Here is a 25,759-nt window from a genome sequence, read left to right on the forward strand (position 1 = left end):
GCGGAGAGGCAGCAAGTCGGGACGCCAGGGCGCGCATCGCCTCCTGTTCCACCCGGCCCGTTCCCATTGATGCCAACTTTGTAGAGGACTGCCTGCTTTTGCGGCCAACCCCTGAAGGGGTAAGACTCGACAGAAATTTTTGCAAAATTCGATTTCGGTTTGTTCGCCTCTGGCGGAAAACCGAATTTTGCAAAATTTTCCGCCGAGCTGACCGCAGCAGGTCAGCCCTCTCCTTTGCCGCCATCGGGAACGGTCCCGATGGAACCGAAGGAGAACTACCATGGCATCCACGATCGCAAACCTCACCACCAAGTCCGACGGCTCGATGGAAGGCGTCTTCGCAACGCTCCGCATCAATGCCCCGATCGCCGTCCTCCCCAACGCCCACAAGGCCCGCGAGGACGCCCCGGACTACCGCGTCATCAACAAGCGCACCGGGTTCGAGATCGGCGCGGGCTGGAACCGGATCTCGCCGCGCAGCGGGGTAGAGTATGTCTCGATCCGGTTGGAAGCGCCTGAGATCGGCGTGATCTTCGGGAACCTGGCTCCCGCGCCGGGCGGCGAAGACGGCAAGAGGGTGCTCCTCTGGAACAACCCGGAGTAAGCCGAGCAGAACCGGCCCCGCAAGGGGCCGGCTTCTTCGCGTGCTTCCTGCCGCGATCGCGCGAAACGGCCCGCATGTCCGGGTGCCCCACGAGAGGAAAGTCTGTCTGCTCAGAAAGACAAGTCTGCCATGACGGAACGGCACGCGTCAAAACCGCATGGTTTCTCCGCTCGCCGCGCCGCGGCGGCTTGCGCCGTCTTTGACCCCGCATGGCCAACAACGCCGACACCTTCCGTCAGAGATCGAAAAACGGAAGGAGAGATTCTCGTGACACAGCGCAAGATCAGATACATCGACGGTGGCAGCCCGGAATACTGGCGGCAGCGGACCGATGGCTTCCATCTCATCCATGAGGCCGAACGAGCACTGGCGCGCGTCGAGCGGGCGCCGATGTACATCCGCGGCCGTTGGGACGATGACTACGGGGACTATGAACCGGTGGAGAATCTTGGTCCATACGACGATATGGACGAAGCGATCCGGGCGATCGAGGCCAACGAAACGGCGATCGACATCCTTGTCGCTCAGCGCCGGACGCATTTCGGCCAATGGCCAGTCAAGGCCGTGATCCGGGAACTTGAATCCGACTGAGCTTCAGACGAGACGCGGCCACCGCCTCTCGTCTTTTTTCCCCGATCTCCTGACCGCTTGCAGGCATCGAGCCTGCGCGCGGTCTTGAGATGGGGTGGTTGCCGTCCTTCTGCTTGGGTTCGGGGTTTCGTCCCCACCGTTTGGCACATTGTGATGCCGTCTGAGGGGCGGCAACCACCCCATCTCAAGCTCCCCTCTCCCTGCGGTGCGGGCTGACGCCCGTCCGGCCTTTCGGGCCGGTAGGCGGACGCTGCCGCGACTTCCCCAAACAAGACGGAAAGGAGGTTCGCCTAGCGCTACGCCCTCATGCTTCGGGCATCGGCTTCCGGCGATCCTCCTTTCCTGCGGTGCGCTCGCCATCGTCGTTCGCGCGCCATCGATGCTCGTTCCCTCCGGTCACGGACATCCCGGCCGCTCACGACTCGGCTCGCTTCAGCATTTCTAACTGACCGGGCTGGGCCACCGTGCCCGAGGCGCCGCTTCCAGGCGTATCGCTTGGGAGCGGCGCCGGAGGAATAGCACGGTGGCCCAGCCCGGTCAGTTAGAAATGGCAGGATAGGCTATTGGTATACCAATAGCCGTTTCGCCCAGGGGGCGATTGCCGCTGACGCGATCAAGCATGCCGTTAGGAGAGGGGTGGGATGCCAGCATTGAGCGTGTGGCAGGCGGCTTACGGCCACGGTGAGAACCGTGGTGAGAATCAGCTGGCGTTATCGGTGGATAAGCGATTTCGCCGATCAGTGTTTCGGTCACTGGGAAAATGCGTGCATCGGCAATTGCGTCCATCCGCCCTCAGGCGAATAGGCGAATAGGTGCTTTACCGATTGAGCGGATCGGCGGATCGGTAAACGAGCGCTTGAGCCAATCGGTTAACGAGCAAACCAGTGGCACTGTGCGGATCAGACACGGATCAATCCCGAATTCGCGACCGCTTACGACCTTAATCGCGGCCATTTGTGGTCGAACCCGGCTTACCTAAAACTGGTCATTTGATGTGATTGCTCGGCGACCGGGAGGTACCATTATCGCAGAAGCAGGAATTCAGATGCGGCTTCCCGACGCGGACAGGCCGCCGATCATGCTGAAGGTCCTTTCTACGCCACAAGCGTGCAATCTTCCACAACGCTTTTCTGTTGCCTGATAAGTTCAACTTGCGTCTGTGGAGACCCGCGAGAAAATCGCTCGCAGGTCTCATATCAGTCTACTACTTCAATGCAGCAGCTTCTCGGTCTCCGCATCGAAGATTCGCACGCTCTTACCTTCAGAGGCGAAGCTAAGCTTGTCGCCAGGACGGTAGACGCGTTCGGACGGCGCGCGGGCAACCAAGGAACCTTCGGGCAGATCGAGATGGACGAAGGTTTCCGAGCCGTGCGGCTCGGCGACGCGTACCGTGCCCTCGATGAGGAAAGCGGCCTGGTTGTCGTCCTCCGTCGTCAGCGTCAGTTCCTGCGGTCGCACGCCGATGCTGACCTTGCGTCCGCCGCCGGACGGAAGGCCGCCGCCGGCGTTCCAACGGATAGCGCCGGCATTGACGCCGAAGTCCGCGCGCCCGTCACGCAAGGTCGCGCCGATGATGTTCATCTCCGGGCTGCCGATGAAACGGGCGGTAAAGATGTCGCCGGGACGGTTATAGAGGTCCATCGGCGCGCCGACCTGCAGGATGTGACCGTCGCGCATGACGACGATCCTGTCGGCGAGCGACATGGCCTCCACCTGATCGTGGGTAACGAACACGATGGTCGTGCTGAGGCGCTGGTGAAGCTGCTTGATCTCCAGCCGCATCTGGCCGCGCAATTGCGCGTCGAGATTGGAAAGCGGCTCGTCGAACAGGAATACCTGTGGATCGCGCACCATGGCGCGGCCGATGGCGACGCGCTGGCGCTGGCCGCCGGAAAGCGCGGCCGGACGCCGCTCGAGCAGCCTTTCGAGTCCCAGGACCTTTGCAGTTTCCAGGATGCGCGCATCCTTCTCGGCCTTGCTCAGTTTCGAGGTATAGAGGCCGAAGCCGATATTCTGCCCAACGGTCATATGCGGATAGATCGCATAATTCTGGAAGACCATGGCAATGTTGCGCTGCTTGGGCTCGCGCTGGTTGACGACCTCTCCGCCGATCCGAAGCTCGCCGCCGGAGATATCCTCCAATCCGGCGATCATCCGGAGCGTCGTCGACTTGCCGCAGCCGGATGGACCGACGAAGACGACAAATTCGCCGTCCTCGATCGACAGGTCGATGCCGTGGACCGCCGTGACGCCGCCATATGTCTTGACGATCTTGTTCAATTCAATGCTTGCCATCATGCACCTCTCGCAAGTTCGGCAATTTTCCGATCGAGTTCCTTCGCCGCGTCGGATTCCCGCTGCGCGCGTGTCTCCGCTCTCGCCGCAAGGGCGGCCGCATCCTGCCGGTAGCCGGCAATCGCCGCCTCCAGCGCCTTTTCGCCCGGTCCGCCGAAGCGTTCGCGCACGGCGACGAAATTCTCCGCCGAAACGACCGTTCCGAACGTCTTTGCATCGATCTCCGGCGCGCGGCCGATCGCTTCCTCGAAAGCCTTGAGGAAGGGCGTATAGCCATCGGCCGGCAGATCTCCGTCCATGGCCACGACACTGCGGGTGACGACCGCCGCGATCTCATGCGCTTGTCGGAAGGACAGGCCTTCCCGGCGAACGAGGGTGTCGGCAAGCTCGGTGATGGTGACGCAGGAGCGGCGCAGGTTCACCGCCACCCGGCGCGGATCGATCTCGGCAGCGCTCACTACGGCGGCCAGCAGATCGAGCACGCGCTCGGCGACGTCGAACGCCTGGTAGCCCATCTCCTGCGTCTCACCCTCGCTGTCGTTCATGTCGGTGAAGGGCGTGTTGTGCACGACGTCGAGCATGGCCCGCGCCCGCCCGACCGTCTGGCTGGCGAGATGGCGCAGATGCTCGAAGGGCACCGGATTGCGTTTCTGCGGCATGATCGAGGAGATCTGCACGAAGGCGTTCGGCAGGTAGAGTTGCCCGACCTCGAAGCTCGACCAGAACTGGAAATCCTGGACCGGGCGGCCGAGATGCAGGAACATCAGTTCCAGCGCGCCGTAGACCGAGGTGATATAGTCGACGGCGGCGATGCAGCTATAGGAATTCTGCAACGGTCCGGAAAAGCCGAGCAGGTGGGCGACCCGGTGGCGATCGATCGGAAAGCCCGAAGTGGTGATCGCCGCGGCTCCCATGGAGGAGCGGTCGACGATGCCGCGCGCAGCTTCCATGCGTTCGATATCGCGGATCAGCACCTCGATCACCGCGCCGAGATAATGGCCGTAAGTGCTCGGCTGCGCCGGCTGGCCATGGGTATAGGCGACAATGAGCGTCGCCTTGTCCCGCTCGGCGGTCTTGATCAGCGCGGCCAGCAGTGCCCGGCTTTTTGCGAGCAGCGCGTCGATGCGCTCCTTGAGGCCGAGCTTGAACAGCGTGTGGTCGATATCGTTGCGCGAGCGGGCGGTGTGCAGCCGGCCACCGAGATCGGGGCCGACGCGCGCCTTCAGTTCCTTCTCCATCAGGAAGAAGAAATCTTCGACCTCGCCGGTATAGGTGAGTGTTTCCGGATCGATCTCGTGGGCGATGGCTTCGAGCGCGGCCGCGATGCGGCCGCCCTGTTCAGCGGGGACGATGCCGGTTTCCACCAGCATCACCAGATGGGCGCGGTCGACCTTCTGGAGGGCGCGTGCGTGGTGCTGTTTCGCACCGTCGAACAAAGGCTTGAGCACCGTGCTCGTGTAGACGGGATCGGGGAATTTCGTCCGGTCCCGGGCTTGAGGTGTTGTCATGGTTCTATCCCTTTACGCCGCCGAGCATGACGCCGCGAACGATGTAGCGTTGGAAGAAGAGGAAGATGAGCAGCGTCGGGATGGTGGCGATGGCCGCCCCGGTCATGATCATTTCCCATTGTATGGATTGCTCGACGGCGAAGCTCGAAAGCCCGACCGGCAGGGTGTAAAGGTCCTTGTCGGTGGTCACGATTAGCGGCCAGAAGAATGCCGTCCAGTTGCCGAGGAAGGTGAAGATGGCAAGCGCCGAGAGCGCCGGTGTCACCAGCGGCATGGCGATCTTCCACCAGATCTGGAACTCGTTCAGCCCGTCGACGCGCGCGGCCTCCAGGAAATCGTTCGGCACGGTCTTGAAGAATTGGCGCATGAGGAAGACGCCGAAGGCCGTCATCATGCCAGGGAACATGATGCCCCAGTAGCTGTCGAGCCAGCCGAACTTGCTGGACATCAGATACCACGGGATGACCAGCATCTCGGTTGGGATCATCAGCGTCGAGAGGATCGCAAGGAAAATGATCTTGCGGCCGGCGAAGTTGAATTTCGCCAGCGTGTAGGCGACCAGACTGTCGAAGAACAGGCAGGAGGCGGTGACGATGACGGCGATGAGGCTGGAATTCAGGAACCACCGGACGAAACGGCCATCCGAAAGCACACGGATATAGTTGTCGAGCGTCGGGGCGGCCGGGATGAGGCGCAGGTCATAGACCTGGCCCGCCGACTTCAGCGAGGTCGAGAACATGAAGAGCAGCGGCATGATCATGATGACGCCGCCGATGAAGAGCAGCGTCCAGGCGACGATCAGCCCAGGGCGAACGCGGTACTTGCCTGCCGCCGTAGTGGCGGATGCGGATGCTGTGGTCATGTCAGCGGCTCCTCAAAATCCAGAGCTGTCCCATCGAGATGGCAAACAGGATGAGGAACAGGACGACGGTCTGCGCGGCGGCATAGCCCATCTGGTAGGACGAGAAGGCTGTCTGGTAGATCATCAGGACGAGGGGTTTGGTGGTGTTGAGCGGCCCGCCGGGGTCGTTGCTCGTCATGTTGTAGACCTGGTCGAAGATGCGCAGGAAGCCGATCGACGAAAAGACGACGAGGAAGACCGTGGTAGGTTTCAGGAGCGGCAGGGTGATCTTGCGCAGGATGGTGAACTCGCCGAGCCCATCGACGCGCGCCGCCTCGTGATAGGTCGCGGGGATTGCCCGCAGACCCGCCAGGAAAATGATGATCTGGAAGCCGAGGCCGGCCCAGATCGCCGTGACCATGATCGCCGGCAGGCCCTGGTCGACGGAGCGCAGGAAAGGCTGAGCGCTAATGCCGAAGGCGCCGAGCAGGCTGTTGATGACGCCGATCGGCGGCGGCTGGTAGAACCAGCGCCAGACCCAGGCCATGGCGGCGGCTGTGGTGAGAAACGGCAGAAAGTAGAGCGCGCGAATGAAGCTGTGGCCGAATTCGATGCGGTCGAGATAGTAGGCGATCACGAAGGACAAGACGATGCTGATCGGCGTGCCGATCAGGAGATAGGCGAAGGTGTTGCGGAACACCTGCCAGAAGACCGGGTCCGAGAGAAGCGTCTTGTAGTTTTCAAGCCCGATGAAGCTTGCGGGGCGCAGGAAATCCCAGTCCGTCAGCGAAAGATAGAAGGCTTCCGCGGTGGGATAGAAGCGGACCACGGTGAAGAACAGCATCGGCACGGCAAGGAAGGTCCAAGCCCATACGATCTGTTTGGTCGAGATGGTTAAGCGGTCCCAGGCGCGGGGCTTTTGCCCCGCACCGGCCGCCGTTTGATTGAGCGACATGGGTTCGATCCTCAGTTGGCCTTGCGTTTGTCAATGAGATGCTGCTCCTTTGCAGCTGCCGCGCTCAGGGCGTCGGCGGTCGATTGGCCCTGCAACAGCACCGAGTTCACCATGTCGATGGTGATCTGCCGCTGGGCGGCTTCATCGACGAAAAGCGTGGTATGCGCATAATTGAGGCCACGGATGAAGGGGCCATAAATCGGATCGGCAAGGTTCTTTTCCGAAAGAGCCACCGATTTGCGCGCCGGCAGTTCACCCACTTTTTCCAACCAGACGTTCATCGCCTTTTCGGAAGAGATGAAGGCAAGGAATTTTTCCGCCGCTTTCAGCTTCTCGCCCTTGGCGGTGCCGCCGATCGCGTTGGCAAAATAGCTGGCATAGTTCGAGCGCGTGCCATCTGCGGCAGCGGGCAGTTCCGTCACACCCCATTGGAAGCCGGAGATCGTGTTGAACGAGGCGAGGCGGAAGGTGCCATCGACCACCATGGCCGCAAGGCCGGCACGGAAGGCCGCCTGACCCTCGTCCATGAAACCTTCCTGGCCCACCTTCTCGGCTGTCTGAAGGCCGGTATAGAAGTCGAGCGCCTTGCGCCCGCCATCGCTATTATAGGTGACTTTTGCGCCATCGTCGGAATAAGGCGTGCCGCCGAACTGGCGCACGAGGATTTCGCGCCACCAGTTATGATCCTGCCGGGCGATATCGAGCGCCATGCCGACCGTCTGGAAGTTGCCGGCGGCGTCCTGCTTGGTCGTCGCCTTGGCAGCCTTGACCATCTCGTCCAGCGTCTGCGGTGGTTTGTTCGGGTCGAGCCCGGCTGCCTTGAACAGTTTCTTGTTGTAGAATAGCGCCATGGAGCGCACCGCCGTAGGCAGGCCATAGTAATTATAGCCGCGCTTCATCGCCGAAACGATCGGGAAGAAATCCTTCTCGATCTCTGCGGCGGGGAACTTGTCCTTCGGAAGCGGCTGGATCAGCCCGCCAGCGACGAAATTATCGAGCCAGCCGTAGAAGAGCTGCACCACGTCCGGCCCCTTGCCGGCGGCCTTCGCCGCGACGACGCGCGTCTGGTAGTCGGCATAGGGGAATGTCACCTGCTTGACGATGATATCCGGGTTCTCCGCCTCGAATTCCTTGATCAGCTCGTCCATCGCCTGGACGCGGCTTTCGAAGACATATTGCCAGTATTCGATTTCGACGGCGCCGGCCGGCTGGGCGGCGAGGAGGCCGAGCGCGAACGCTCCGGCCGACAGCATTTTTACCGATGAAAACAGACCACGAGTCGACGCGAGCAGCATCGTCCTTCCTCCCTATGAAATCTCTCCGCAACGCTACGCAAGCGCTTGCGTAAAAAGCCAGAAGCGGAGGGATTTGTCAACAAGTGACGAAATCGCCCAGATCGCCGCATTAAAATGTTGATTTGGTTTGTTTCTCTTCTAAAATCGGTAATCCGCACCTTCCTTGCGGAATGACGAAATTACGCATACGGGAGCAAAAAATGAACGATCAGAGCAAGCCCTTGCGTAAAGCCCAGAGGGTGGATCTGAAAACCCTGGCAGAGCAACTGGAGCTTTCCCAGTCGACGATCAGCCGCGCGCTCAGCGCGCATCACTCCATTCCTGAAAAGACAAGGGCGCGTGTGGTCGCCGCGGCGCAGAAAATGGGCTACAGTCCTAATGCCCGTGCCCGCGGTTTGGCCACAGGCCGGACCGAAGCGATCGGCCTCGTTTTTCCGCTCGAACGACTGCAACTCGCCCAGACGAATTTCGTCGACGTTCTGACCGGCATCAGCGACGTGGTCACGCGCCGCAACTACAGCCTGCTGCTCACGCCGTTTTCCGACAACGAGCAGGAGGTCCTTCGCAAGCTGGCGACCTCGAAGATCGTCGACGGCATCATCATCACCCGTCCGCTCGTCGATGACCCGCGCATTTCACTGCTGCGCGATATCGGAATTCCCTTCGTCGTGCATGGACGCAGCGACGTGGATCTGCCCTATTCCTTCATCGATATCGACAACACAGCAGTGTTCGAGAAGCTTGCGAACTTGTTGCTCGATTATGGGCACGAGCGGATTGGGGTTTTCAATTCCTTCCTACGTTTCCGTTATGCACATGCGCGACGTGCCGGCTATTGCCGGGCGCTTGAAGCGCGGGGAAGACTTCCAGACCCCGATATGATGTTCGAGACACCGATGACGGAACAGGCGGGATATGATCTTTCCACACTCCTCCTCGCCTCCGATAATCCGCCAACAGCATTTATCTGCGGATCGGTCTTTTTGGCCCAGGGGGTCTATAGAGCCGTCGCTGAGCGCGGCCTTCAGGTGGGGCGAGATATCTCCGTTGTCTGCCACGATGATGACCTTCGCGGTATTCGGCCGGCCGACTTCGACCCGCCGTTAACGTCCACCTTCAGGTCAGTGCGCGAAGCAGGAGAACATTTAGCCGAGATTCTCATCGATCTCGTCGAAGCAGGGGGGGACAAGGAGCAGACTCGAGAGATCGCTGAGGTGGATTTGATCCTTAGGAGTTCTGTTGGGCACCCCAGGAGGCTGGCATAGCTTGATTGCCGAGCCACATCCTACCGGCTCCAGGCGTGTGAGATCGCGACAAGGAAAGCGTCTTGTCTCGGCTGGTCGATTCGTCTGCACATTTGATTAATCGGCTGCTTTGGCGGCCAACGGATTTAAAGCGGTCAAGCCGCCCTCCACCCCATCCTGGACATCGTGCGCGGGGCGATCCTTAGACGATGCTGGTTGCGCTACTAAAACTGGGAAGTGGTTCGGCATAATCTCAGGCTTGGAACTAGTGCCGTTGTGCAGAACTGGGGCAGGGCGGCTCACATCGGTTCGGCAGGCTCAGGCATCGCCGACAGGGTAGGTCGGTAAGCACGAGCGCAGGCGATCCGGCCCTATGGCCGGATCGGCATTCGTCACCAAACCCCAACTTTCTGATCTTGAGCGATCTGCTTCAAGCTGCTACAAAATTGTACTGTAGTGCAAGTTTGTCGTAGGAAGCCTATGCGTTGTGGGCCACATTTCTCGTCTGCTGCGGGGCAGCGGGCGCCTGATCTGCGCCGGCATTTGCGAGGTCTTCCATCAGCAAGACGGGTTTTTCTGTGACAAGCCATCGATCCGTACTCACGAAGGAATGGTACAAGGTCCCGATCTGCATCGATTGCCCGGATTGTGGCGCGCAGTCCCGGTCCGTCGGCATCGTCGTCGGGCCGTCGAGCTTGGTGGCTGTCGCCGGGTTGTCGGCTGAGAACGATGTCCTGGATAAGCCGTGGGCGCCGCTTGGTGTTTTCGCGTTCATCGAGTCGCTCGCCGGTCGCACCGAGAACATCGAGCGCTTCCTTGTCGATCGTTTCCACAACGCGTTTGCTCTGAGGAACGATCAATTGGTGTCGATCTGCGAACACTGCGCGGAAAACCTTGCGCCAAGCCTCTTGCGATCGGCCGTCATGAACGGGTTCGTACGCCTCGGACAGCGGCGGCTGTTGGTCAATGAGCGCTTGCTGCTGTTCTCGTCGGACGTGGCGTTGACGGAGTTCCACGGCGGCACGTCGATCGAAGAGTGCGACCTGCCGCATCCGGACTACGCGATGATGCTCATCTGCCACACGGAGAGCCACGGCGGTGAAACCGGAACCCTCGAATTATGGCACAGCATCGCGCGTAACGACTACGCCATCATCGTCAAGGGTCATGAGGGTCGCGAGATCTTTCGCGACGGTCTCAATGACGATCTGGCGGAGGTCGTCGCGACCATCTCCAATCTCGGGCTGGTGCTGACCGAACTGCATATGGCTCAGGCGGCGTCGCCCTTTTGCGGGCTCGCCCGCGATGTTTTTCTCGAAGCCCTCGAACATGCCGGCTATCGGCAGGAAATCAGGAGATGAAGCCGTGCGAATACCGTCCGCTTTGCTTTTGCCGGCAATTGTGGCAATCCCTTTGGTTGCTTGTGGGCAGCTAAGGCAGGCTCCGCGACCGCTGCCGCCAGAGCCGTTTGCATATCTCACTCTTGCCGCCTGCAGAAACTATCCAAGCAACATCGTCGAGTGCCAGCTGGAATATGGCACCGCATTCGGACGCCATCGTCTCGGTCCCGTGCAACTGATCTCACGCGATCTGGCGAGGGGACTCGATGGGTACCGCTATCAGGTCCTCATGTGCTGGTCCGTATCGAGGGTTCAGCGCGAATTGCCGAATTTCACATGCCGAATCTATGGTAGCCGGTCCGGAGCCGATGCCGGTTCGGTTATGGTCAAAGGCGGCACCGCCGTGCGGTTGGCGCGCATTTTGGGCGATCGGGAGCAGATCGAGTACCGCTGGAAGCCGGATCGATGGTCGCGCCTACGCGATTGAATTCCTTGAATTTCTGATCGGTAGAGTCCGTCTCTTCGCATCATAAATTGTACTGCAGTGCAATTTTAGTGTTGATTTTTGCCGAAGAATGCAGTTCAAAACTTGTACCGGAGTACAAGTTGGGGCTAGTTCGGCAATGAATTGCAGCTCGCATTCTTCCGTAAAGGAACCGCTATTCCGTCGGCCATGCAGTGCCTTTTGGCCCGTCGTGACATCCGTGGTTCTTTTTACCGGATTCACCTGCAGTCTCGCCGGTCGTGGATCACAACCGGATATCGGCAATCCCGATCGAATACTCCTGCATCAAAGGGAAGCTCGCGTGCTCCCGAGGCTTTTTCCCGCATCTTATGCGGCCATTGACGAAAACCGCCTTCCACCGCCACTAATCGATTTGGCCAGATTCAACGGACGTTTTGCGGCAACCAAGGATTCCGACACGCACGCGGCAAATCGGTTTCGCATCGATCAAGCCGGTGTCGACTTCGGTGGCAGCGATCCAGAGCTAACAGGAGAAGTGGCAGGTAGCGTGAGAGCACGGCACGAACGCGCCGTGCTCTCACCCATCAGCGTCTTTTCCTTTGATCCGGGCCCAGCCCGCCTGCTGACCGATCCGCATACCGATGCCGACCGGGCGTTGATGCAACCGCGGCCTGATCTGCTTTCAGGAGTTCCCCACGCCTACACCAAGCTTGCACTGACAATCGCGGACGAGGAGGGCGTCGATCCGAACTGGGTGCTGTCGATCATGCGAGCGGAAAACGCAGGGTTCGATCCCCAATTGGTCAGCTCCGCCGGTGCGATCGGTTTGATGCAGGTGATGCCGAAGATCGGCGAGGCTTTCGGCGCACAAGACCTCACCGATCCCCAGCAGAATATCCGCGCCGGCACCCGGTTCCTGCGTGTCCTCATCGACAAATATCGCAATCCGGTGCTGATCGCGTCGGCTTACAATGCCGGCGAGCCTCGTGTCGACGTCCATCAGTCCCTGCCGCTGACTCGCGAAACCGCGGACTATGTGACGCGGGTCGTCGGCTACTACATCGGCGCGGCGGCGCCTGCCGCCACTTCTCAGCCTGATCTGCTTTCTCAAGCTGAGCCGAGGTCGCTACGCCGAATTAAGCCCGCCGACCGGGCAAGATCCTCAATGCTTGTTTTCTCGAGTGCGGACCCACGCGCACCGGAAACTCGCCTTCACCAGGTGGAGGAGGCGAAACGGTTCGGCGGCCCGCTGAACATCGTCAAGGAAGAGGTGCATCAATGAACATGCTTGTAGTGGCAGTGCTTTACGGCAGCGTCGCCTGCCGTTCGATGATCAAGCGCCGGCGGGCCGGCCATATCGTAATGGTGTTCCTTGCGGCCATCATCCTGGTCGTCAGCCAATACGAGCCGGCCGCGGCGCAGAACCTCGATGCCTTGCAGAACGCCGCTGATCGGCTCGTGCAATTCTTCACCGGGGCATTCGGCCGGTCGGTCGGAGCGATTGCATTCATCGGGATGTTTCTGGCCGCAGCCTTTGGCTACTGGTCGTGGGGTGCGCTGCTCCGCGTCGGCGGGAGCCTTGCCGGCATGTATGCCTCAGCGGAAATCGTCGACTTCCTGGCCGGCAACGGATCTTGAACCATGGCGGCATCAGGCACCAACGCCGATGGGGGCGATGACTACATCGAATCCTATCCCGTCATTCTCGCGCTCACCCGCCCGCCAACAGTGATGGGCATACCCTACACCTATTTTCTGGCGGAATGCTTCGTCTCGCTGATGGTGTTCATGATCCTCGGATCGATCCTCTGGTTTCCGGTCTCCTTCGCCATCCTTCACAGCATTCTCTATGTGCTGACCGTCAAGCTCGACCTCTGGTTCTTCGACATTGCCGGGAAATTCAGCATGTGCGGCGTCAACCCGCTCGGCCGCAAACTCGGCGGCGGCATCCGAACCTACGGAGCCTGACCCATGAGCATGATAGCAAGATCGCTGAAGGGCAGCCTGTCGAAAGGGTGGGAGATCTTCGCGGATCGAAGGATATCAACCCATGTCCCTTTCTACGTGCCGATCGAAAACGGCATCATCCGGCTGAAGAACGACTGCTTGGTCTCGACCGTCAAGTTGACCGGATTCTCGTTCGAGACAGCCGATATCGAGACGATCAACGTGTTACAGCGCCAGCGCAACTCTGCGTTCCGCGCGATCTCGTCCATCGGCAATTTTGCGCTCTACACCCATGTCATCAGGCGAAAGGTCGCGCCCTCGCTGCCGTCCGGCTTTTCCGACCGCTTCATGCAACGACTCGATGAAGTCTATCAATCGGGCATCTCAAAGAACGAGATGTTCGTCAACGACACCTATGTGTCGCTGGTCGTGCGGCCATTGTTCAGGAAAGGGTCGGCGCTCTCCCGCATCATGGGCGTGGGCGGCAGTGTCATGCGCAAGGAGCAGTTCAGGGCAATGCGCGACAAGCTCGTCGAGGCGACACGGGCTCTGGAAAAGTCGTTGTCTGCTTATGGCCCGAAGGTGCTGCGCGATGTGCAGCGCATCAAAGCCGATTTTGGCAGCGGAAAGACGATTTATCGCGACCTCACTGAGGATATGGCGATCGAGGAAGGTGCGCGGAAGATCTGGTTTTCCGAACAATGCGAGTTTTTCTACACCCTTTTGAACGGAGGAAAGGTCAGACCGATCCGGCTCGGCAACATTCCGATCGACGAGATGCTTCCGGCACGCCGTACGTCGATCGGCAATCGGATCATTCATCTCCAGGGCGATACGCCGGACGGCGACCGCTACGCGGCGATGGTGTCACTGAGGGAATACCCGCCCGAAACCGGCGCCGGCATGCTCGACTATATCCTCAAGCAGCCTTTCGAATTGGTGCTGACGCAGTCGATGTCATTCGTCGACGATATGACGGCCCGTAGCCGGATCGAGAGACTCGACCGGCAGCTGTCGAAAGCCGACGAGGGCGGTTCCAGTGTCCAGGCCAATCTCGACATTGCCCGCGACGAACTGGCTCGCAAACGCGTCGCGTTCGCCGAACACCACCTCACCGTCATGCCGATCGCGAGAACGACAATCCAGCTTGATGATGCGGTGGCGCTGATCGGCAATGAATTAGGTGCGCTCGGCGCCTCCTATGTCCGCGAAGACCTGAACGCCGAACCGGCCTACTGGGCGCAGCTCCCGGGCAACCAGGCCTATATCGCCCGGCGCGCCCTGATCTCGACGCTGAACTGCGCGGGTTTGAGCAGCTTCCATGCCTATCCCTACGGCAGGCCGGACGGTAATCACTGGGGGCCGGCGATCACCATCTTCGAGACGACGTCAGGCACGCCGTTCTTCTTCAATTTCCATCAGGGCGATGTGGGGCACACGACCGTCTTCGGTCCGACCGGGTCGGGCAAGACCGTCATCATGGCCTTTCTGATCCTGCAGGCCTACCGCGTCAGCCCGCGCCTGAAGACGATCGTCTTCGACAAGGATCGCGGCCTCGACATCATGGTGCGCGCCGCCGGCGGCACCTACATGACGCTCGAGCCCGGCGAACCCTCCGGCTGGAATCCACTCCTTCTCGAGGACACTGAGGAAAACCGCGTCTTCCTGTACAGGCTCCTGAGCTTCATGCTGAAGCCCTCGAAAGAAGGCGAGAATCTGACGCCGCAGGAAGAATCAATCATACGCAATGCGATCAAGTCCGTTCTCAAGACCAAGGATCGCTCCTATCGTCGTCTGTTGTCGCTGCGTGCCCTGCTTGCCGGCAGCGAGAGAACCGAGAGTAGCCTGATCGCCAGGCTCGACAAATGGGTCGATCGCGGCCCCTATGCCTGGCTCTTCGACAATGCCGGCGACAATCTCGACATCTCCAAGCCGATGATCGGCTTCGACATGACCTCGATCCTCGACGATCCGACGGTGCGTACCGCAGCCCTTCTTTACATGTTCCATCGGCTTGACGGGATCTATGACGGCAAGGCGCCTATCATCAACCTGATGGACGAAGCCTGGAAGCTGCTCGACGACGACGAGTTCAAGCGCACGATGAAGGACTACTTCAAGACCATCCGTAAGCGGAACGGCCTTGTGATCTTCGGCACGCAGTCGGCCGATGACGTGGTGCAATCGAGTGTCAGCCGAACGATCATCGAGCAGACGTCGACCAACATCTTCTTCGCCAATTCGAAGGCCGACGAGAGCTCCTACATGGGGCATTTCGGGCTCTCCAGAGCCGAATTCGATTGGGTCAAGAACGGCGACCCCAGCTCGCGCTTCATGCTGATCAAGCAGGCGAAGAGCAGCGTCATCGCACGCGTGGATATGTCCCACATGCCCGAGTTCATCAAGGTCCTCTCCGGTCGCGAAGAGACCGTCCGCGAGGTCGAGATGCTGCTCGATGAATATGGCGACGATCCGAAGAATTGGCTGTCGAAATTTTGCGATTGGGAGGGGGATGCGTCCGATGAAGACAGCAAGGCTTCCTGAGCTGGTAACCGTCAGCACCATCATGCTCTCCACCCTACTGACGCCCGCGCCTGTCGTCGCGCAGGTGCCTGTCATCGACAATGCCCGCCGAAACATCCAGCAAGCGACCGAGAACTGGTACAAGACCTATCAGGCTGACACGCGAGGTGTGAAAGGCGCCTCGGGCGGAACGACGGACAGCGTGGCGCCCGGTCAAGGTTCCGGCGCACCCGCTGATTGCTCGGCAGACGGCGTGGGGGGCGATATGGCTCCGGCCGGGCCATCGAAACGGACGTCGAGCCAGCAGGAAGTCGCTCGCATGATCGAGGACGAGGCGATCCGCCAGGGCGTCGATCCGAATTTTGCGCTGGCCATCGCCGAGCAGGAGTCACGCTTCCGGCAATCGGCGCGATCGGCCGTCGGCGCCAACGGCGTCATGCAACTGATGCGGGGAACCGCGGCAGGGCTCGGCGTCAACCCCTACGACACGCGCGACAATATTCGTGGCGGTGTCAAATACATCAAGCAGCTGCAAGGGATGTTCGGCAATCGATATGACCTCATCGCCGCCGGCTACAATGCCGGCCCGTATCGCCAGTCCCTGCAGAGCGGCCAGATTCCCAACATCCCCGAGACCCAGGACTACGTGAAAAAGGTCTCCGCCTATTATAGCCGCAACAAGGCGCAGAATGGCGACCGCACGCCGACAGGCAGCACACCCGAACCGGAGACGGTCAGCAACAACGCGGGTTGCGGCGAACAGCTGAAAAAGGCCGTCGATCGCAACACTGAGGCGCAGATAGAGCGCGGAAACGTGTGGAACGAGCTGCTTGGGAAATCGGCAGAGGCAAACCAGCAATATCTGCAGCGCCTTCAGGCAGGGCTGCAGTCCTCCTCGGCCAACCTGCGCGGCTCGGGCGGCGGCACTTCCAAGGACTTCGATGGCTCTCTCGTCATGGCGCAAGTCCAATGCCCGTCGACGATTGTCGACACCGGCGGCACCCGCTGTTTTGCGGTGCCGTCGACCGCCACGACCGATGAGATCCAGAGGTGGCTGACGGATCTCCAGGAACAGGCGCGCGCCAATGGCGGCATCGCGACCTTCTCGGTGATGGAAGATCCGGCCCTCGGGCTGGTGACGGTCGTGGACTCCAGACCCGCGGCGAACTGAACAGGCAAAGAGAGGACAGACAGATGAGAAAATTCGTTATCGCGACAGCACTCGGCATCACAGCCATATCGCATGCCAACGCACAGGTGCCGGTCAAGGACTCGGCCAATATCTCGATCAGCCAGGAGATCGAACGGCTTTCAAAGCAGATCCAGGAAGACACGTCGGTCGTCAAGGACAACACGACGAAGACGCTGCAGGCGATCACCGGCGATCGCACCCAGGACGCCAGCCAGTTCGAAAAACTTGCGACCGGAAACGGATTCAGCATGGGGCAGGCGCCTGATTTCAACAGCATCCTATCGGGTAACCAGGCCGTGTTCGGCGGTATTAGCGGCCAGTTTCAAAATACTGCGGCCAAGCTCATCAACGGGCTCAATCTCGTGAAGATGGTTGTCGTTACCGTGAAGGGTGGCGAACTGTCGGGTGCAAACCAGGCCTATTCGCAAGGCATCAATGCGCTGACGACCATGACGGCGCTCACCGATGCCATGAACAGCGCCACCAAGGACCGGCAGAACTCCTTCATGCAGGCGACGCAGCAGGTAGGCACGGCGCAGGATTTGAAAGGGGCGCTCGAGCAGAACACCCAGATGGTGCTGCAGGGCAATCAGACCGCCAACGAGGCCGTTGGCTCGCTCAACAATCAGGTCATGCTGTTGAACCAGCAATACAAGGCAGCACTCGCGACATCGTCCCAGAACCTCAAGACCTTTGCGACACTTCCCGACAGCGTCATGCGTGGCGGCGGTACTGAGCAGCAAGGAGCCTCGGTCCGCGATCAGCTTCGGGCGTTCGAGGAACAGTCCCAGTGAGGGTGAAGGTGAGGCTGATCCTCGTCCTGATCCTGGGCTGTGCGGTGCTGAGTGGCTGCGGCGGCAAATACGAACAGCTGGCGAAATGCTCGGCCGACGAGAACCCGGTGCCGGCGCTCGGATATGCAGACGGTTCGAAACCAGCCCTGCCGGAAGAGGCGCTGTCGGCGGCAATGAGGGATGATTGCGGTCCGATGCGGCCAGTCAATCAATTTTAGGCAACTCCAGGAACCACTTTTAGGATGCGAGATGGATCCGGTCAGCTATGCGATCAATTTCTACGGCGATGCTCTGCGATACTTCGACAAGATCAACGAAGCATCGCTTGAGCGCGCCTGGGGGCTGTTTGCGGAGCACCGTGATCTCGTCTCCGGCATCCTGGCGATCTTCCTGATCCTCTATTTCCTCTGGGGCGCGCTCGGGCTGTCGAGCGTCGCGCTGCAGGACATGGCGGTCACCGCCTTCAAGCTCGTCCTCGCCTACGCCCTGATCATGTCCTGGGCCACATTCTACGACAATATCGGCCAGTTCGTGCTATCGACGCCACAGGACCTCGGCTCGGCGATTTCCTCGGCGATGGGCGGGCAGTCGGCCGGAGCGGATCTCGCCAGCCAAGTCGCCTCGATGGCGCGCAAGGTCTACGACTTCGCGATGCAGCTCTTTAATTCCTACGAGTCCGGCTGGCTGCCGAATGTCACCGGCGCCGTGGTCGTCTTTATCGTGCTGGTCTTCGGGCTTTTGCCGATGCTGTTGATCCTCACCGGTGTGACGCTGTTTGCCAAGATGATTACCGCCGTCATGCTGGCGATCGGGCCGATCGCCATTCTCTGCTATTTCTTCGGCATCACCCGGTTTGTCTTCGATGCCTGGGTGAGGGGCGTTGCCTACGGCATGTTCATGCTTCTCTTCACCTACATCATGGCCGGGCTGTCGTTCGGGTTCCTCATCGGCATGATGGACACCATCAATGGCGAGATGGCGACCAAGGAGAATGCGCTCGCGATCGTGCTCGCCATGGTGCTCTACCTGGCGCTGATCTCCTATTTCATTTTTCAGGTGCCCGATTTTGCCCGCACCTTCGCTTATGGCGCGGCCCTATCCACAATGCCTGGAGGAGGGGGCGTGGATACGACTTACGGATGGGTGCGAGGAAAACTCTCCACCAGCAATGCGAGGACCGGGCAGGCTGCAGCCGTCGCTCTTGGCATGTTGGCAGGCCCGAGAGGAGCGATGCGTGCAGCGGTGCTTGCCGGACGTGGCGGCATGGCAGGCGCCGGCGCTCTCGGACGCATGCTGACCAACCGCCGTCGCAACAGCGAATAAGAGGGGCAGACGGCCCGGGCGACTTCAAGATTACGACGACGAAGACTTCGAGGTTTAAAACTTGGCATTGTTCAAAAGGCAATTGAGGGCCACGGCGGCCGACCATGTCCCGGGGCCGCAAGAGATCTATGACCAGCATCTCTCCTGGGGCGAAAAGAACCGATCTCTGCGCACCCTGATCGGTCTCATTTTGCTGGCGTTCGCCGTCGCTGGTTGGGCTGTCGCCAGCGTGCTTTCTTTTTCGGTGGCGCAACTTTTCCCGCTCGTTCGCACCGAGGTCGTTCCGCTTATCGTCGACAAGAACACTGGCTACATGGAGACCGTCACGACGCTCGACAAGGATCGATCGAACGTCTCGGAAATGCCAGCGGTGCGCGCGTCTTTCGTTGGCAACTACGTCATCCGGCGCGAGACCTACGATCCGCGCTATCTGTCGGACAATTTCGACATGATCGCGCTCTGGTCGGAGCCGGGCTCTCAGGCGTTCAAGGATTACGAAGAGTGGATGAACCCCTCCAACCCGAGGGGGCCGGTGAAGATGATCGGGGCCACCGGAGACATCCGGCCGGAGATCCTCTCGGTCAATCCCCTCAATCCCTCGACCATGGCGGTGCGGTTCGAAACACGGGAGCGGCGCCGCGGCGGCGAGGTCGTCAATCGCTGGTCCGCGACGGTGCGCTACCGCCAGATCAATCTCCCTGCCAGCAACCGGGTTCGACTCTATAATCCGTTGGGATTCGTCGTGACCGAATATGCCAAAGTCCCGGAGACCATGCCGTCGGGGCTCGCCCCGTAATGAGATGGACCCCCGCATTCTCCCTCCTTCTGCTGCTCTCACCGATCGTTGCACATGCCGAACTGCTGGCGCGGCCCGGAAGGCTCGACCCTCGCGTACGCTCCCTTCCCTACTCGGCGGAGCAGGTGTTTCAAGTGACGGGCACCTACGGACTGGTGACGACAATCCTCTTCGGTGCGGACGAGGAGATCACCCAGGTGGTCGCAGGCGACACCGTTTCCTGGCAGATTCTCACCTCGGCCGACCGGCGCTCGCTGACGTTGAAGCCGATGGAAAAGGACGCGGCAACCAATCTTTCGGTCGTCACCACCAAGCGGACCTACTCGTTCGATCTGCGCGTCAACGACAGCAAGGCGATGCAGAACCAGACCTTCAAGCTGACGTTCATCTACCCAGAGAATGCCGGCTTGAAAGGCACGGCCGAACTCTGGAAACAGGCGCAGGAAGCCGAGCGCAATCCGAACCTCAAGAACATCCGTCGCGACAAGGTCAATTACGACTATGGCTTCAAGGGGAGCGATGGTGCCAAGCCGCTGTGGGTCTTCGACGACGGGCTGAAGACCTTCATGAAATTCACCGGCGACGTTCCGGCCATCTTCATCGTCGACGGCAGGCGCCGGGAGAGCCTCGTGAACTACCGGCGCGAGGCCGACTACATCGTCATCGACAAGGTCTCGCGGCAGTGGACGCTACGCTACGGCACCGAGGCCGAGACCTGCCTCTTCAATCTCCGGACCGCTCCCGCCGATATCCCGGCGCCGATCGAAGGTGCGGTCGCACCGAAGCGGATCGGAACCGGCAACCAGCAACCCCAGTCCCGATAGGAGGCGCGCCATGTCCGATCCCAACTACCATTCGATCGACGACGATACCGCCATCGGAGGACAGGTCCGGCGCTCCGGGATAGGATTGATGCGTCCGACCGCGGTCGTGGCGGCGATCGCCGGCGTCGGCGTGGTGTTGTATTTCCTTCTAGCAGGAGGAGAGAAGGAGCCGCCCGTCGATACGACCCCGCGCGAAGAGTTTCGTCCAGCCCAGGCGCCGCGCAACGAAGGTTTCAGGACGCCGTCTCCCCCGCCGCTGCCAACCGTGGAGGTCCCCGAGGCCCCTCCGCTTCCACCCCCGCCGCCGTCAGCACCGGTCTTGCCGGCCGCCGCTCCGGCCTTACCTCCTGCCGAAGTTGATTGCACCCGAGGCAAGAACCCCGAAAACCCACGGTGCATTGAGCTCGCACGGGAAGCAAAACTGCTGGAGCGCGTACGCTCCTCGGCCATGGTCTTCGACCAATCGGACCAGACGAATGGTGCGGCCCGCGCCTCCGCTGATGGCGCGGCTGCAAGCCCATTCGGCTCGGGGATCGGGACGGGCGCCCAGCCGGCGACTGCCTCGGATGGCGGCGGTGCGGTCGACAACGACCGTGCCTTTCTCAAGGCGATGGGCGGTCAGGGAGTCGACGTTTCCATCGCTACCGAAAACCGACGCACTGACGCATGGATTCCGCAGGGCACGATGATCCGCGGCACACTGGAGACCGCGATCAATTCCGACCTTGCCGGCATGGTCAAGGGGATCGTGCGCGAGGACGTCTATTCCTTCGACGGACGTCGCATCCTCATACCGGCCGGCTCGTCGCTGATCGGCGATTATAAATCCGGCGTCGAACGGGGGCAGGAGCGCATTCTGATCGTCTGGACGCGGATGATCCGCGGCGACGGCGTCTCGGTACAGCTCGGCTCCTATGGCACCGACCGGCTCGGACGCTCGGGTATGACCGGTGTCGTCGACCGGAAATACTGGGAGCGTTTCGGGCCGCCGGCGCTGATGACGCTGATCGGCGGCGCCACGCAACACATCGCCCAGCTTGGCCAGAAGGAAGATCGCTACATCACCATCGTCAACGACAACGGCAGTATCACCCGTATCCCGCAGGACAGTGGCGAGACGTCACAGGATCGCGCCCGGCAAATCGCTGCCGAAACCATCGCTTCCGGCATCCAGCAGCTTGGCACCGAAGCGTTCCAGGACAGCCGCAATATCCGTCCGACCATCCACATTCCGCAAGGCTCCGACATCAACGTCTTCGTCACGCGCGATCTTGATTTCGCCGACCTCTATGCCGATCCGGTGCGCGAGGAGTTCGAGCGTTTGCGTCGACAGAGGAACCACAGATGAACGCACGCCCCGAGATCTCCGCCGAACAGCATTTTCTGGCCGAGGCGCTGGAACCGATCAGGGCTTTCCTTGACGATCCCGCCGTCGTCGAGATCTCCTGTCAGCGCAGCAATGAACTCTGGCTGGAGAAGATCGGCCAGCTGAGCATGGTCAGGCAACGGGTCGACGGCCTCGATCAGGACGCGATCCGTCACATGGCCTCTCGGGCAGCATCGTTTACTAAGCAGACCATCAACGCCGAAAACCCGCTATTGTCGGCGACGCTGACGGGCGGTGAACGCGTTCAGTTCGTGTTGAACCCGACGTCGGCGACCGGCCATGCTTTTTCGATCCGCAAACAGTTCATCCGCCGCTTTGATCTCGATGACTACGAGAAAGCCGGCGCGTTCCGCTTCACCAAGGTCACCGGTGCTGATTATACCGATGATGTCGATATCGACCTGTCGCGATTGCTGCGGGCGGGCAGGGTTCGGGATTTCCTTAAACTCGCCGCGATCAACCACCGCAGCATGCTGATCTCCGGCGGCACGTCGACAGGGAAGACGACATTCCTCAACACCATGCTGACCGCCATCCCGAAGCACGAGCGGTTTATCCTGATGCAAGACACCGCCGAGCTGGAGCCGCTGCAAGAGAATGTCGTCTCGCTGCTCGTCTCAAAGGGCGGTCAGGGTGAGGCGCGGGTGACCATGACCGATTTGCTGGCCACGGCACTGCGCCTTCGGCCAGATCGCATCTTTATGGGCGAGTTGCGCGGCGACGAGGCGTTCGACTTCCTGAATGCCATCAATACCGGGCATCCGGGATCGATGTCGACGATCCATGCAAACTCGCCCCACCATGCCTTCAACAGGCTATCGACGTTGGTGCTCAACAGCAATGTGCGCATGGAGCGCGACGATATCATTCGATACATCCGCTCGATCATCCCGATCGTGGTCCAGTTGAAGAAGAGCGATGCCGCCGGCGGCCGCGGCGTCAGCGAGATCTATTTTGCCGATGAGGTGGACGAAGATGGCAGGCGTATTCACGCACACCGAGACTGACCGCCCGAGATGGACCGGTCTGCAGCGCGCGTCGCTATTCACGCTGCCGCTTACGCTGTTCGGCGTCGCCATGATCTGGTTGGCCTTCTTCACGCTGATCTACGACGCCTATATCACCTCGTTCGGAACCGCATCCTACTTCGACTACGTCGCACGAGCGCGCTTCGTCGACGCTCTCCGCTATACCTGGTCCATCATCCACACTCGCAATACAGTCGGATTATCCCTCCTGGCGTTTGCCCTTTCCTCGCCGTTCCTGTTTTTTCTCCTGTCCCTCTGGATGCTGAAAGGTGGCCGGGCGCTGTCGCGCAAGATCCTCTACCTTTTGCATGTCCGGTCGATGTTCAGCCTGATCGCTCACACGGCTCTGATCTTCGCAGCCGCCTATGCCGGCGTCATCGCCTATGGCGTCGCATTCTACCTCGTCGCCACCAAGGCCGGCGAACATGCCGAGATCGCCAGCTATTTCGGCAATCATCTTGCCGCCATGTACCAGGCGCCGTTTGGTGCGACAGACGCTGCAGGCACCTATCAAAAGCCCTCCCGGCAGACGGTGCTCGCTGCACTCGCAGGCCTTGCTGCCGCGGGTGCCCTGATCGGCTTCCCGATCGGCGCGGCAATCCAGAAGCGCCAGCGGATGATCATGGGCAAGGCGCGGCTGGCGACGCTGAAAGACGCAGCCGACTTTCGGCTGCGCGACAAGCATGGTATCGTGCTCGGGCTGAAGCAGGGGCTTCTGCTGCGCAATGACGGCGACCAGCACGTCATGCTCATCGGTTCGCCGGGACAGGGCAAGTCCCGTGCCTTCGCCATCCCGACGATGATGAGTTTCCAAGGGTCGCAAGTCGTGCTCGACATGAGCGGCGAGCTCTACAAGCAGACCTCCGGCTATCTGAAGCGCAAGGGCTACGAGACGTTCCTGCTGGCGCCAGGGTCAAGATTCACCGACGGCTACAATCCGCTCGATCTCATCAGCACCGACCCGTACGAGCGGATCACCGACCTGCAGAAGATGACGCAGATGTTGCTGCCGGAACGCCTGCGGTCCGACTCTTCCGACTTCTGGGAGGAGAGCGCCAGAATTCTTTTCACTGCGATGCTGGGTTTTGTTCTTGAATGCCCGGACACCCGCAAGTCGCTCAGCGAACTCTACCGTATCCTCAACTCGATGTCGGACGAGCGCAAGGCAATCATCCAGTTGCTGGAAAATTACGAGCCGGTGCTCTCCGACCAGACCCGCATGCAACTCACCAAGTTTGCCGGTCGTCATGAGAAGCTGGGGGAGGGGATCGCGGCGGAGATCGTCGCAAAGCTCAATTTTCTGCAGAATCCCCTGGTCGAGGCGCTGACCTCGATCACCACTATCCCGATCGACGCCATCCGAAAGCGCAAGCTCGTGATCTATGTCCAGGCCGACTGGAATGCGATGCAAATCTACGAGCGGCTGATCTCGATGTTCATCCAGCAGATGGCCGACAAACTCGTGCAGATGGGTGAATTGCGCAATGGCGAGCACGAGGTCCTGATGATGCTCGACGAGTTCGGCAATGGCGGTCGCATCGACACGGTGCTGACGCTCGCACCCCTGATCCGCAAGAACGGCGTGCGCTTCGTCTTCATCCTTCAGGACGGTGCCCAACTCGAGCGCCTCTACCAACGCTCGGGCCAGAAGATCCTGATGGGCGCTTCGACGATCAAGCTGTTCATGAACTTCCAGAACCAGGACGATGCGACGGCGGTCTCGCTCGCCGCCGGAAAGACGACGGAATGGGTCGAGCAGTCGTCCTATTCCCATCGTCATGGCCGCAGGCAGCGGTCGGTCTCGAAAGTACCAGTCGCCGTCGATCTCCTGCCTGTCAACACGCTGATGATGATGAAGCCTGAAGAGGCGATCCTACAGGTCACCGGCATGCCGCTGATGCGGATCATGAAACTGGACTCTGGCGGTGAGCGGATGTTCGCGAAAGTGCGCAGGTTCAAGATGGTGACGAGGCCCTGTCTGAAGCCCGTCGAATGGACGATTGCCGACAGTGACAACTTCAAACCGGCCGCACCGCCGACAGCAAAAGTGCCGAAGCGGGCGGATCGGGAGGGCGTCCCGAGTGCGGCGGTTGACGTCGATTTTGCGGCCGTTGATCGTGCTCGGCAGTCACAGAACCTTCGCTTCATTGTCAAGGACGGTGTTCGCCATGTCTATATTTCTTCGCTCGATGAACTGCGCCATCGCCTGGATCTCGATGAGAAGCGGGCAGCGGGTGTGGCCGAAGAATATCTTGGAAAGGAGCCGCCGCCGCAGGGACGCAGGCAGGCATCTGGCGCAGCGGCCTGGAAAGACAAGAATAGCCTGGGGGAAGGTCCTCGTGCCAAACCCGCTGATGATGTCGATCTCGAAATCGATGAGGAGAAGCTTAATCGAAGTGTCTATTCGAGTTCTCCTGCAGCACGACGGCGCAATCAACGGGGCGATCCATCGGTCGCCGCAGACTCGGTCCTCAGCCGGACATCCGGTTCTCCTGTGCTCCGGCGCCAGGAAGTCAGAGAGGCATTCGGAGGTGATCTTCAAGCCTTGAACGAGGCGATCTTCCAGCGGGCCGAGGAGAGTGTGGTCGAGCCAGCGGAACTGAATCCAGACGTCGAACTCCTGATCAACACCCTGTCTGGCCGCCTGACGGAGGAGAGCTCAAGAGTCTATCTGCGCGAATTCGCCGACACGGCGCGCGATCCGCTGCGTGAAGATGAGGAGCGGTCCGGCACCGGGCGACACGGAGGATAGCGAGGGCAATCTACATCCAACGAGCCGCCGCTGATGCTGGCGCGCGGCCCCTGA

Annotated in this window: 22 protein-coding genes; 17 read left to right on the forward strand and 5 right to left on the reverse strand. The window is 60.6% G+C overall.

Going from position 1 to position 25,759, the window contains the following annotated elements; all coding sequences use genetic code 11:
* The first annotated feature begins 280 nt into the window (after positions 1–280).
* Entirely contained in the window at positions 281–604 is a 324-nt protein-coding gene (locus tag ACJJVH_RS20115) for a DUF736 domain-containing protein (RefSeq protein ID WP_412065916.1), read from the forward strand.
* Between the two features lie 267 nt (positions 605–871).
* On the forward strand, positions 872–1,195 hold the full coding sequence (locus tag ACJJVH_RS20120) for a hypothetical protein (RefSeq protein ID WP_412065917.1): 324 nt from the start codon (positions 872–874) through the stop codon (positions 1,193–1,195).
* A 1,209-nt stretch (positions 1,196–2,404) separates the two neighbouring features.
* On the opposite strand, the gene ACJJVH_RS20125 is transcribed toward ACJJVH_RS20120, so the two are convergent.
* Genes ACJJVH_RS20125 through ACJJVH_RS20145 form a run of 5 tightly spaced genes read right to left on the reverse strand, consistent with a single transcriptional unit; the run spans position 2,405 to position 8,089 of the window.
* Entirely contained in the window at positions 2,405–3,490 is a 1,086-nt protein-coding gene (locus tag ACJJVH_RS20125) for an ABC transporter ATP-binding protein (protein WP_412066242.1), read from the reverse strand.
* The gene (gene argH, locus ACJJVH_RS20130; protein WP_412065918.1) at positions 3,490–4,998 is read right to left on the reverse strand and encodes an argininosuccinate lyase; all 1,509 of its coding nucleotides are present in this window, start codon (positions 4,996–4,998) and stop codon (positions 3,490–3,492) included. Before argH ends, ACJJVH_RS20125 begins: the two co-directional genes overlap by 1 nt.
* A gap of 4 nt (positions 4,999–5,002) precedes the next feature.
* A complete protein-coding gene (locus ACJJVH_RS20135) occupies positions 5,003–5,860 on the reverse strand; it encodes a carbohydrate ABC transporter permease (protein WP_412065919.1) in 858 nt (285 codons plus the stop codon).
* Between the two features lies 1 nt (position 5,861).
* On the reverse strand, positions 5,862–6,794 hold the full coding sequence (locus tag ACJJVH_RS20140) for a carbohydrate ABC transporter permease (protein ID WP_412065920.1): 933 nt from the start codon (positions 6,792–6,794) through the stop codon (positions 5,862–5,864).
* A gap of 11 nt (positions 6,795–6,805) precedes the next feature.
* Positions 6,806–8,089, reverse strand: a complete 1,284-nt coding sequence (locus ACJJVH_RS20145) for an extracellular solute-binding protein (RefSeq protein WP_412065921.1) — start codon at positions 8,087–8,089, stop codon at positions 6,806–6,808.
* A 200-nt stretch (positions 8,090–8,289) separates the two neighbouring features.
* Here ACJJVH_RS20145 and ACJJVH_RS20150 point away from each other — a divergent pair, with 200 nt between their 5' ends.
* The 15 genes from ACJJVH_RS20150 (at position 8,290) to ACJJVH_RS20220 (ending at position 25,705) form a co-directional block, all read left to right on the forward strand.
* A complete protein-coding gene (locus tag ACJJVH_RS20150) occupies positions 8,290–9,354 on the forward strand; it encodes a substrate-binding domain-containing protein (protein WP_412065922.1) in 1,065 nt (354 codons plus the stop codon).
* Between the two features lie 557 nt (positions 9,355–9,911).
* Complete coding sequence (locus tag ACJJVH_RS20155; RefSeq protein ID WP_412065923.1) at positions 9,912–10,694, forward strand: hypothetical protein; 783 nt, start codon at positions 9,912–9,914, stop codon at positions 10,692–10,694.
* A gap of 683 nt (positions 10,695–11,377) precedes the next feature.
* Complete coding sequence (locus tag ACJJVH_RS20160) at positions 11,378–12,421, forward strand: lytic transglycosylase domain-containing protein (protein WP_412065924.1); 1,044 nt, start codon at positions 11,378–11,380, stop codon at positions 12,419–12,421.
* On the forward strand, positions 12,418–12,777 hold the full coding sequence (locus ACJJVH_RS20165) for a TrbC/VirB2 family protein (RefSeq protein WP_412065925.1): 360 nt from the start codon (positions 12,418–12,420) through the stop codon (positions 12,775–12,777). Before ACJJVH_RS20160 ends, ACJJVH_RS20165 begins: the two co-directional genes overlap by 4 nt.
* A 3-nt stretch (positions 12,778–12,780) precedes the next feature.
* The gene (locus tag ACJJVH_RS20170; protein ID WP_113401279.1) at positions 12,781–13,107 is read left to right on the forward strand and encodes a VirB3 family type IV secretion system protein; all 327 of its coding nucleotides are present in this window, start codon (positions 12,781–12,783) and stop codon (positions 13,105–13,107) included.
* A 3-nt stretch (positions 13,108–13,110) separates the two neighbouring features.
* Positions 13,111–15,630, forward strand: coding sequence for a VirB4 family type IV secretion/conjugal transfer ATPase (locus tag ACJJVH_RS20175; protein WP_412065926.1), 2,520 nt, complete (start codon positions 13,111–13,113; stop codon positions 15,628–15,630).
* Complete coding sequence (locus ACJJVH_RS20180; RefSeq protein WP_412065927.1) at positions 15,608–16,780, forward strand: lytic transglycosylase domain-containing protein; 1,173 nt, start codon at positions 15,608–15,610, stop codon at positions 16,778–16,780. Before ACJJVH_RS20175 ends, ACJJVH_RS20180 begins: the two co-directional genes overlap by 23 nt.
* 23 nt (positions 16,781–16,803) lie before the next feature.
* Positions 16,804–17,595, forward strand: coding sequence for a conjugal transfer protein (locus ACJJVH_RS20185; protein ID WP_412065928.1), 792 nt, complete (start codon positions 16,804–16,806; stop codon positions 17,593–17,595).
* Positions 17,592–17,813 carry a hypothetical protein gene (locus tag ACJJVH_RS20190; protein ID WP_412065929.1) on the forward strand — a complete coding sequence of 74 codons (222 nt, stop codon included), beginning with the start codon at positions 17,592–17,594 and terminating at the stop codon, positions 17,811–17,813. Before ACJJVH_RS20185 ends, ACJJVH_RS20190 begins: the two co-directional genes overlap by 4 nt.
* Positions 17,814–17,844: 31 nt before the next feature.
* Positions 17,845–18,918 (forward strand): type IV secretion system protein, encoded by a 1,074-nt coding sequence (locus ACJJVH_RS20195; RefSeq protein ID WP_412065930.1) that lies wholly within the window; start codon positions 17,845–17,847, stop codon positions 18,916–18,918.
* 61 nt (positions 18,919–18,979) lie between these two features.
* A complete protein-coding gene (locus ACJJVH_RS20200) occupies positions 18,980–19,714 on the forward strand; it encodes a virB8 family protein (RefSeq protein ID WP_412065931.1) in 735 nt (244 codons plus the stop codon).
* Positions 19,714–20,538, forward strand: coding sequence for a TrbG/VirB9 family P-type conjugative transfer protein (locus ACJJVH_RS20205; protein ID WP_113372286.1), 825 nt, complete (start codon positions 19,714–19,716; stop codon positions 20,536–20,538). Before ACJJVH_RS20200 ends, ACJJVH_RS20205 begins: the two co-directional genes overlap by 1 nt.
* Before the next feature lie 10 nt (positions 20,539–20,548).
* The gene (gene virB10 / locus ACJJVH_RS20210) at positions 20,549–21,886 is read left to right on the forward strand and encodes a type IV secretion system protein VirB10 (RefSeq protein WP_412065932.1); all 1,338 of its coding nucleotides are present in this window, start codon (positions 20,549–20,551) and stop codon (positions 21,884–21,886) included.
* Complete coding sequence (gene virB11 / locus ACJJVH_RS20215) at positions 21,883–22,932, forward strand: P-type DNA transfer ATPase VirB11 (protein WP_412065933.1); 1,050 nt, start codon at positions 21,883–21,885, stop codon at positions 22,930–22,932. Before virB10 ends, virB11 begins: the two co-directional genes overlap by 4 nt.
* On the forward strand, positions 22,901–25,705 hold the full coding sequence (locus ACJJVH_RS20220) for a type IV secretory system conjugative DNA transfer family protein (protein ID WP_412065934.1): 2,805 nt from the start codon (positions 22,901–22,903) through the stop codon (positions 25,703–25,705). The genes virB11 and ACJJVH_RS20220 overlap by 32 nt, the downstream gene beginning before the upstream one ends.
* The last annotated feature ends 54 nt before the right edge of the window (positions 25,706–25,759 follow it).

It is taken from the genome of Rhizobium sp. SYY.PMSO, assembly GCF_046840415.1.
Taxonomy (GTDB): Bacteria; Pseudomonadota; Alphaproteobacteria; order Rhizobiales; family Rhizobiaceae; genus Rhizobium.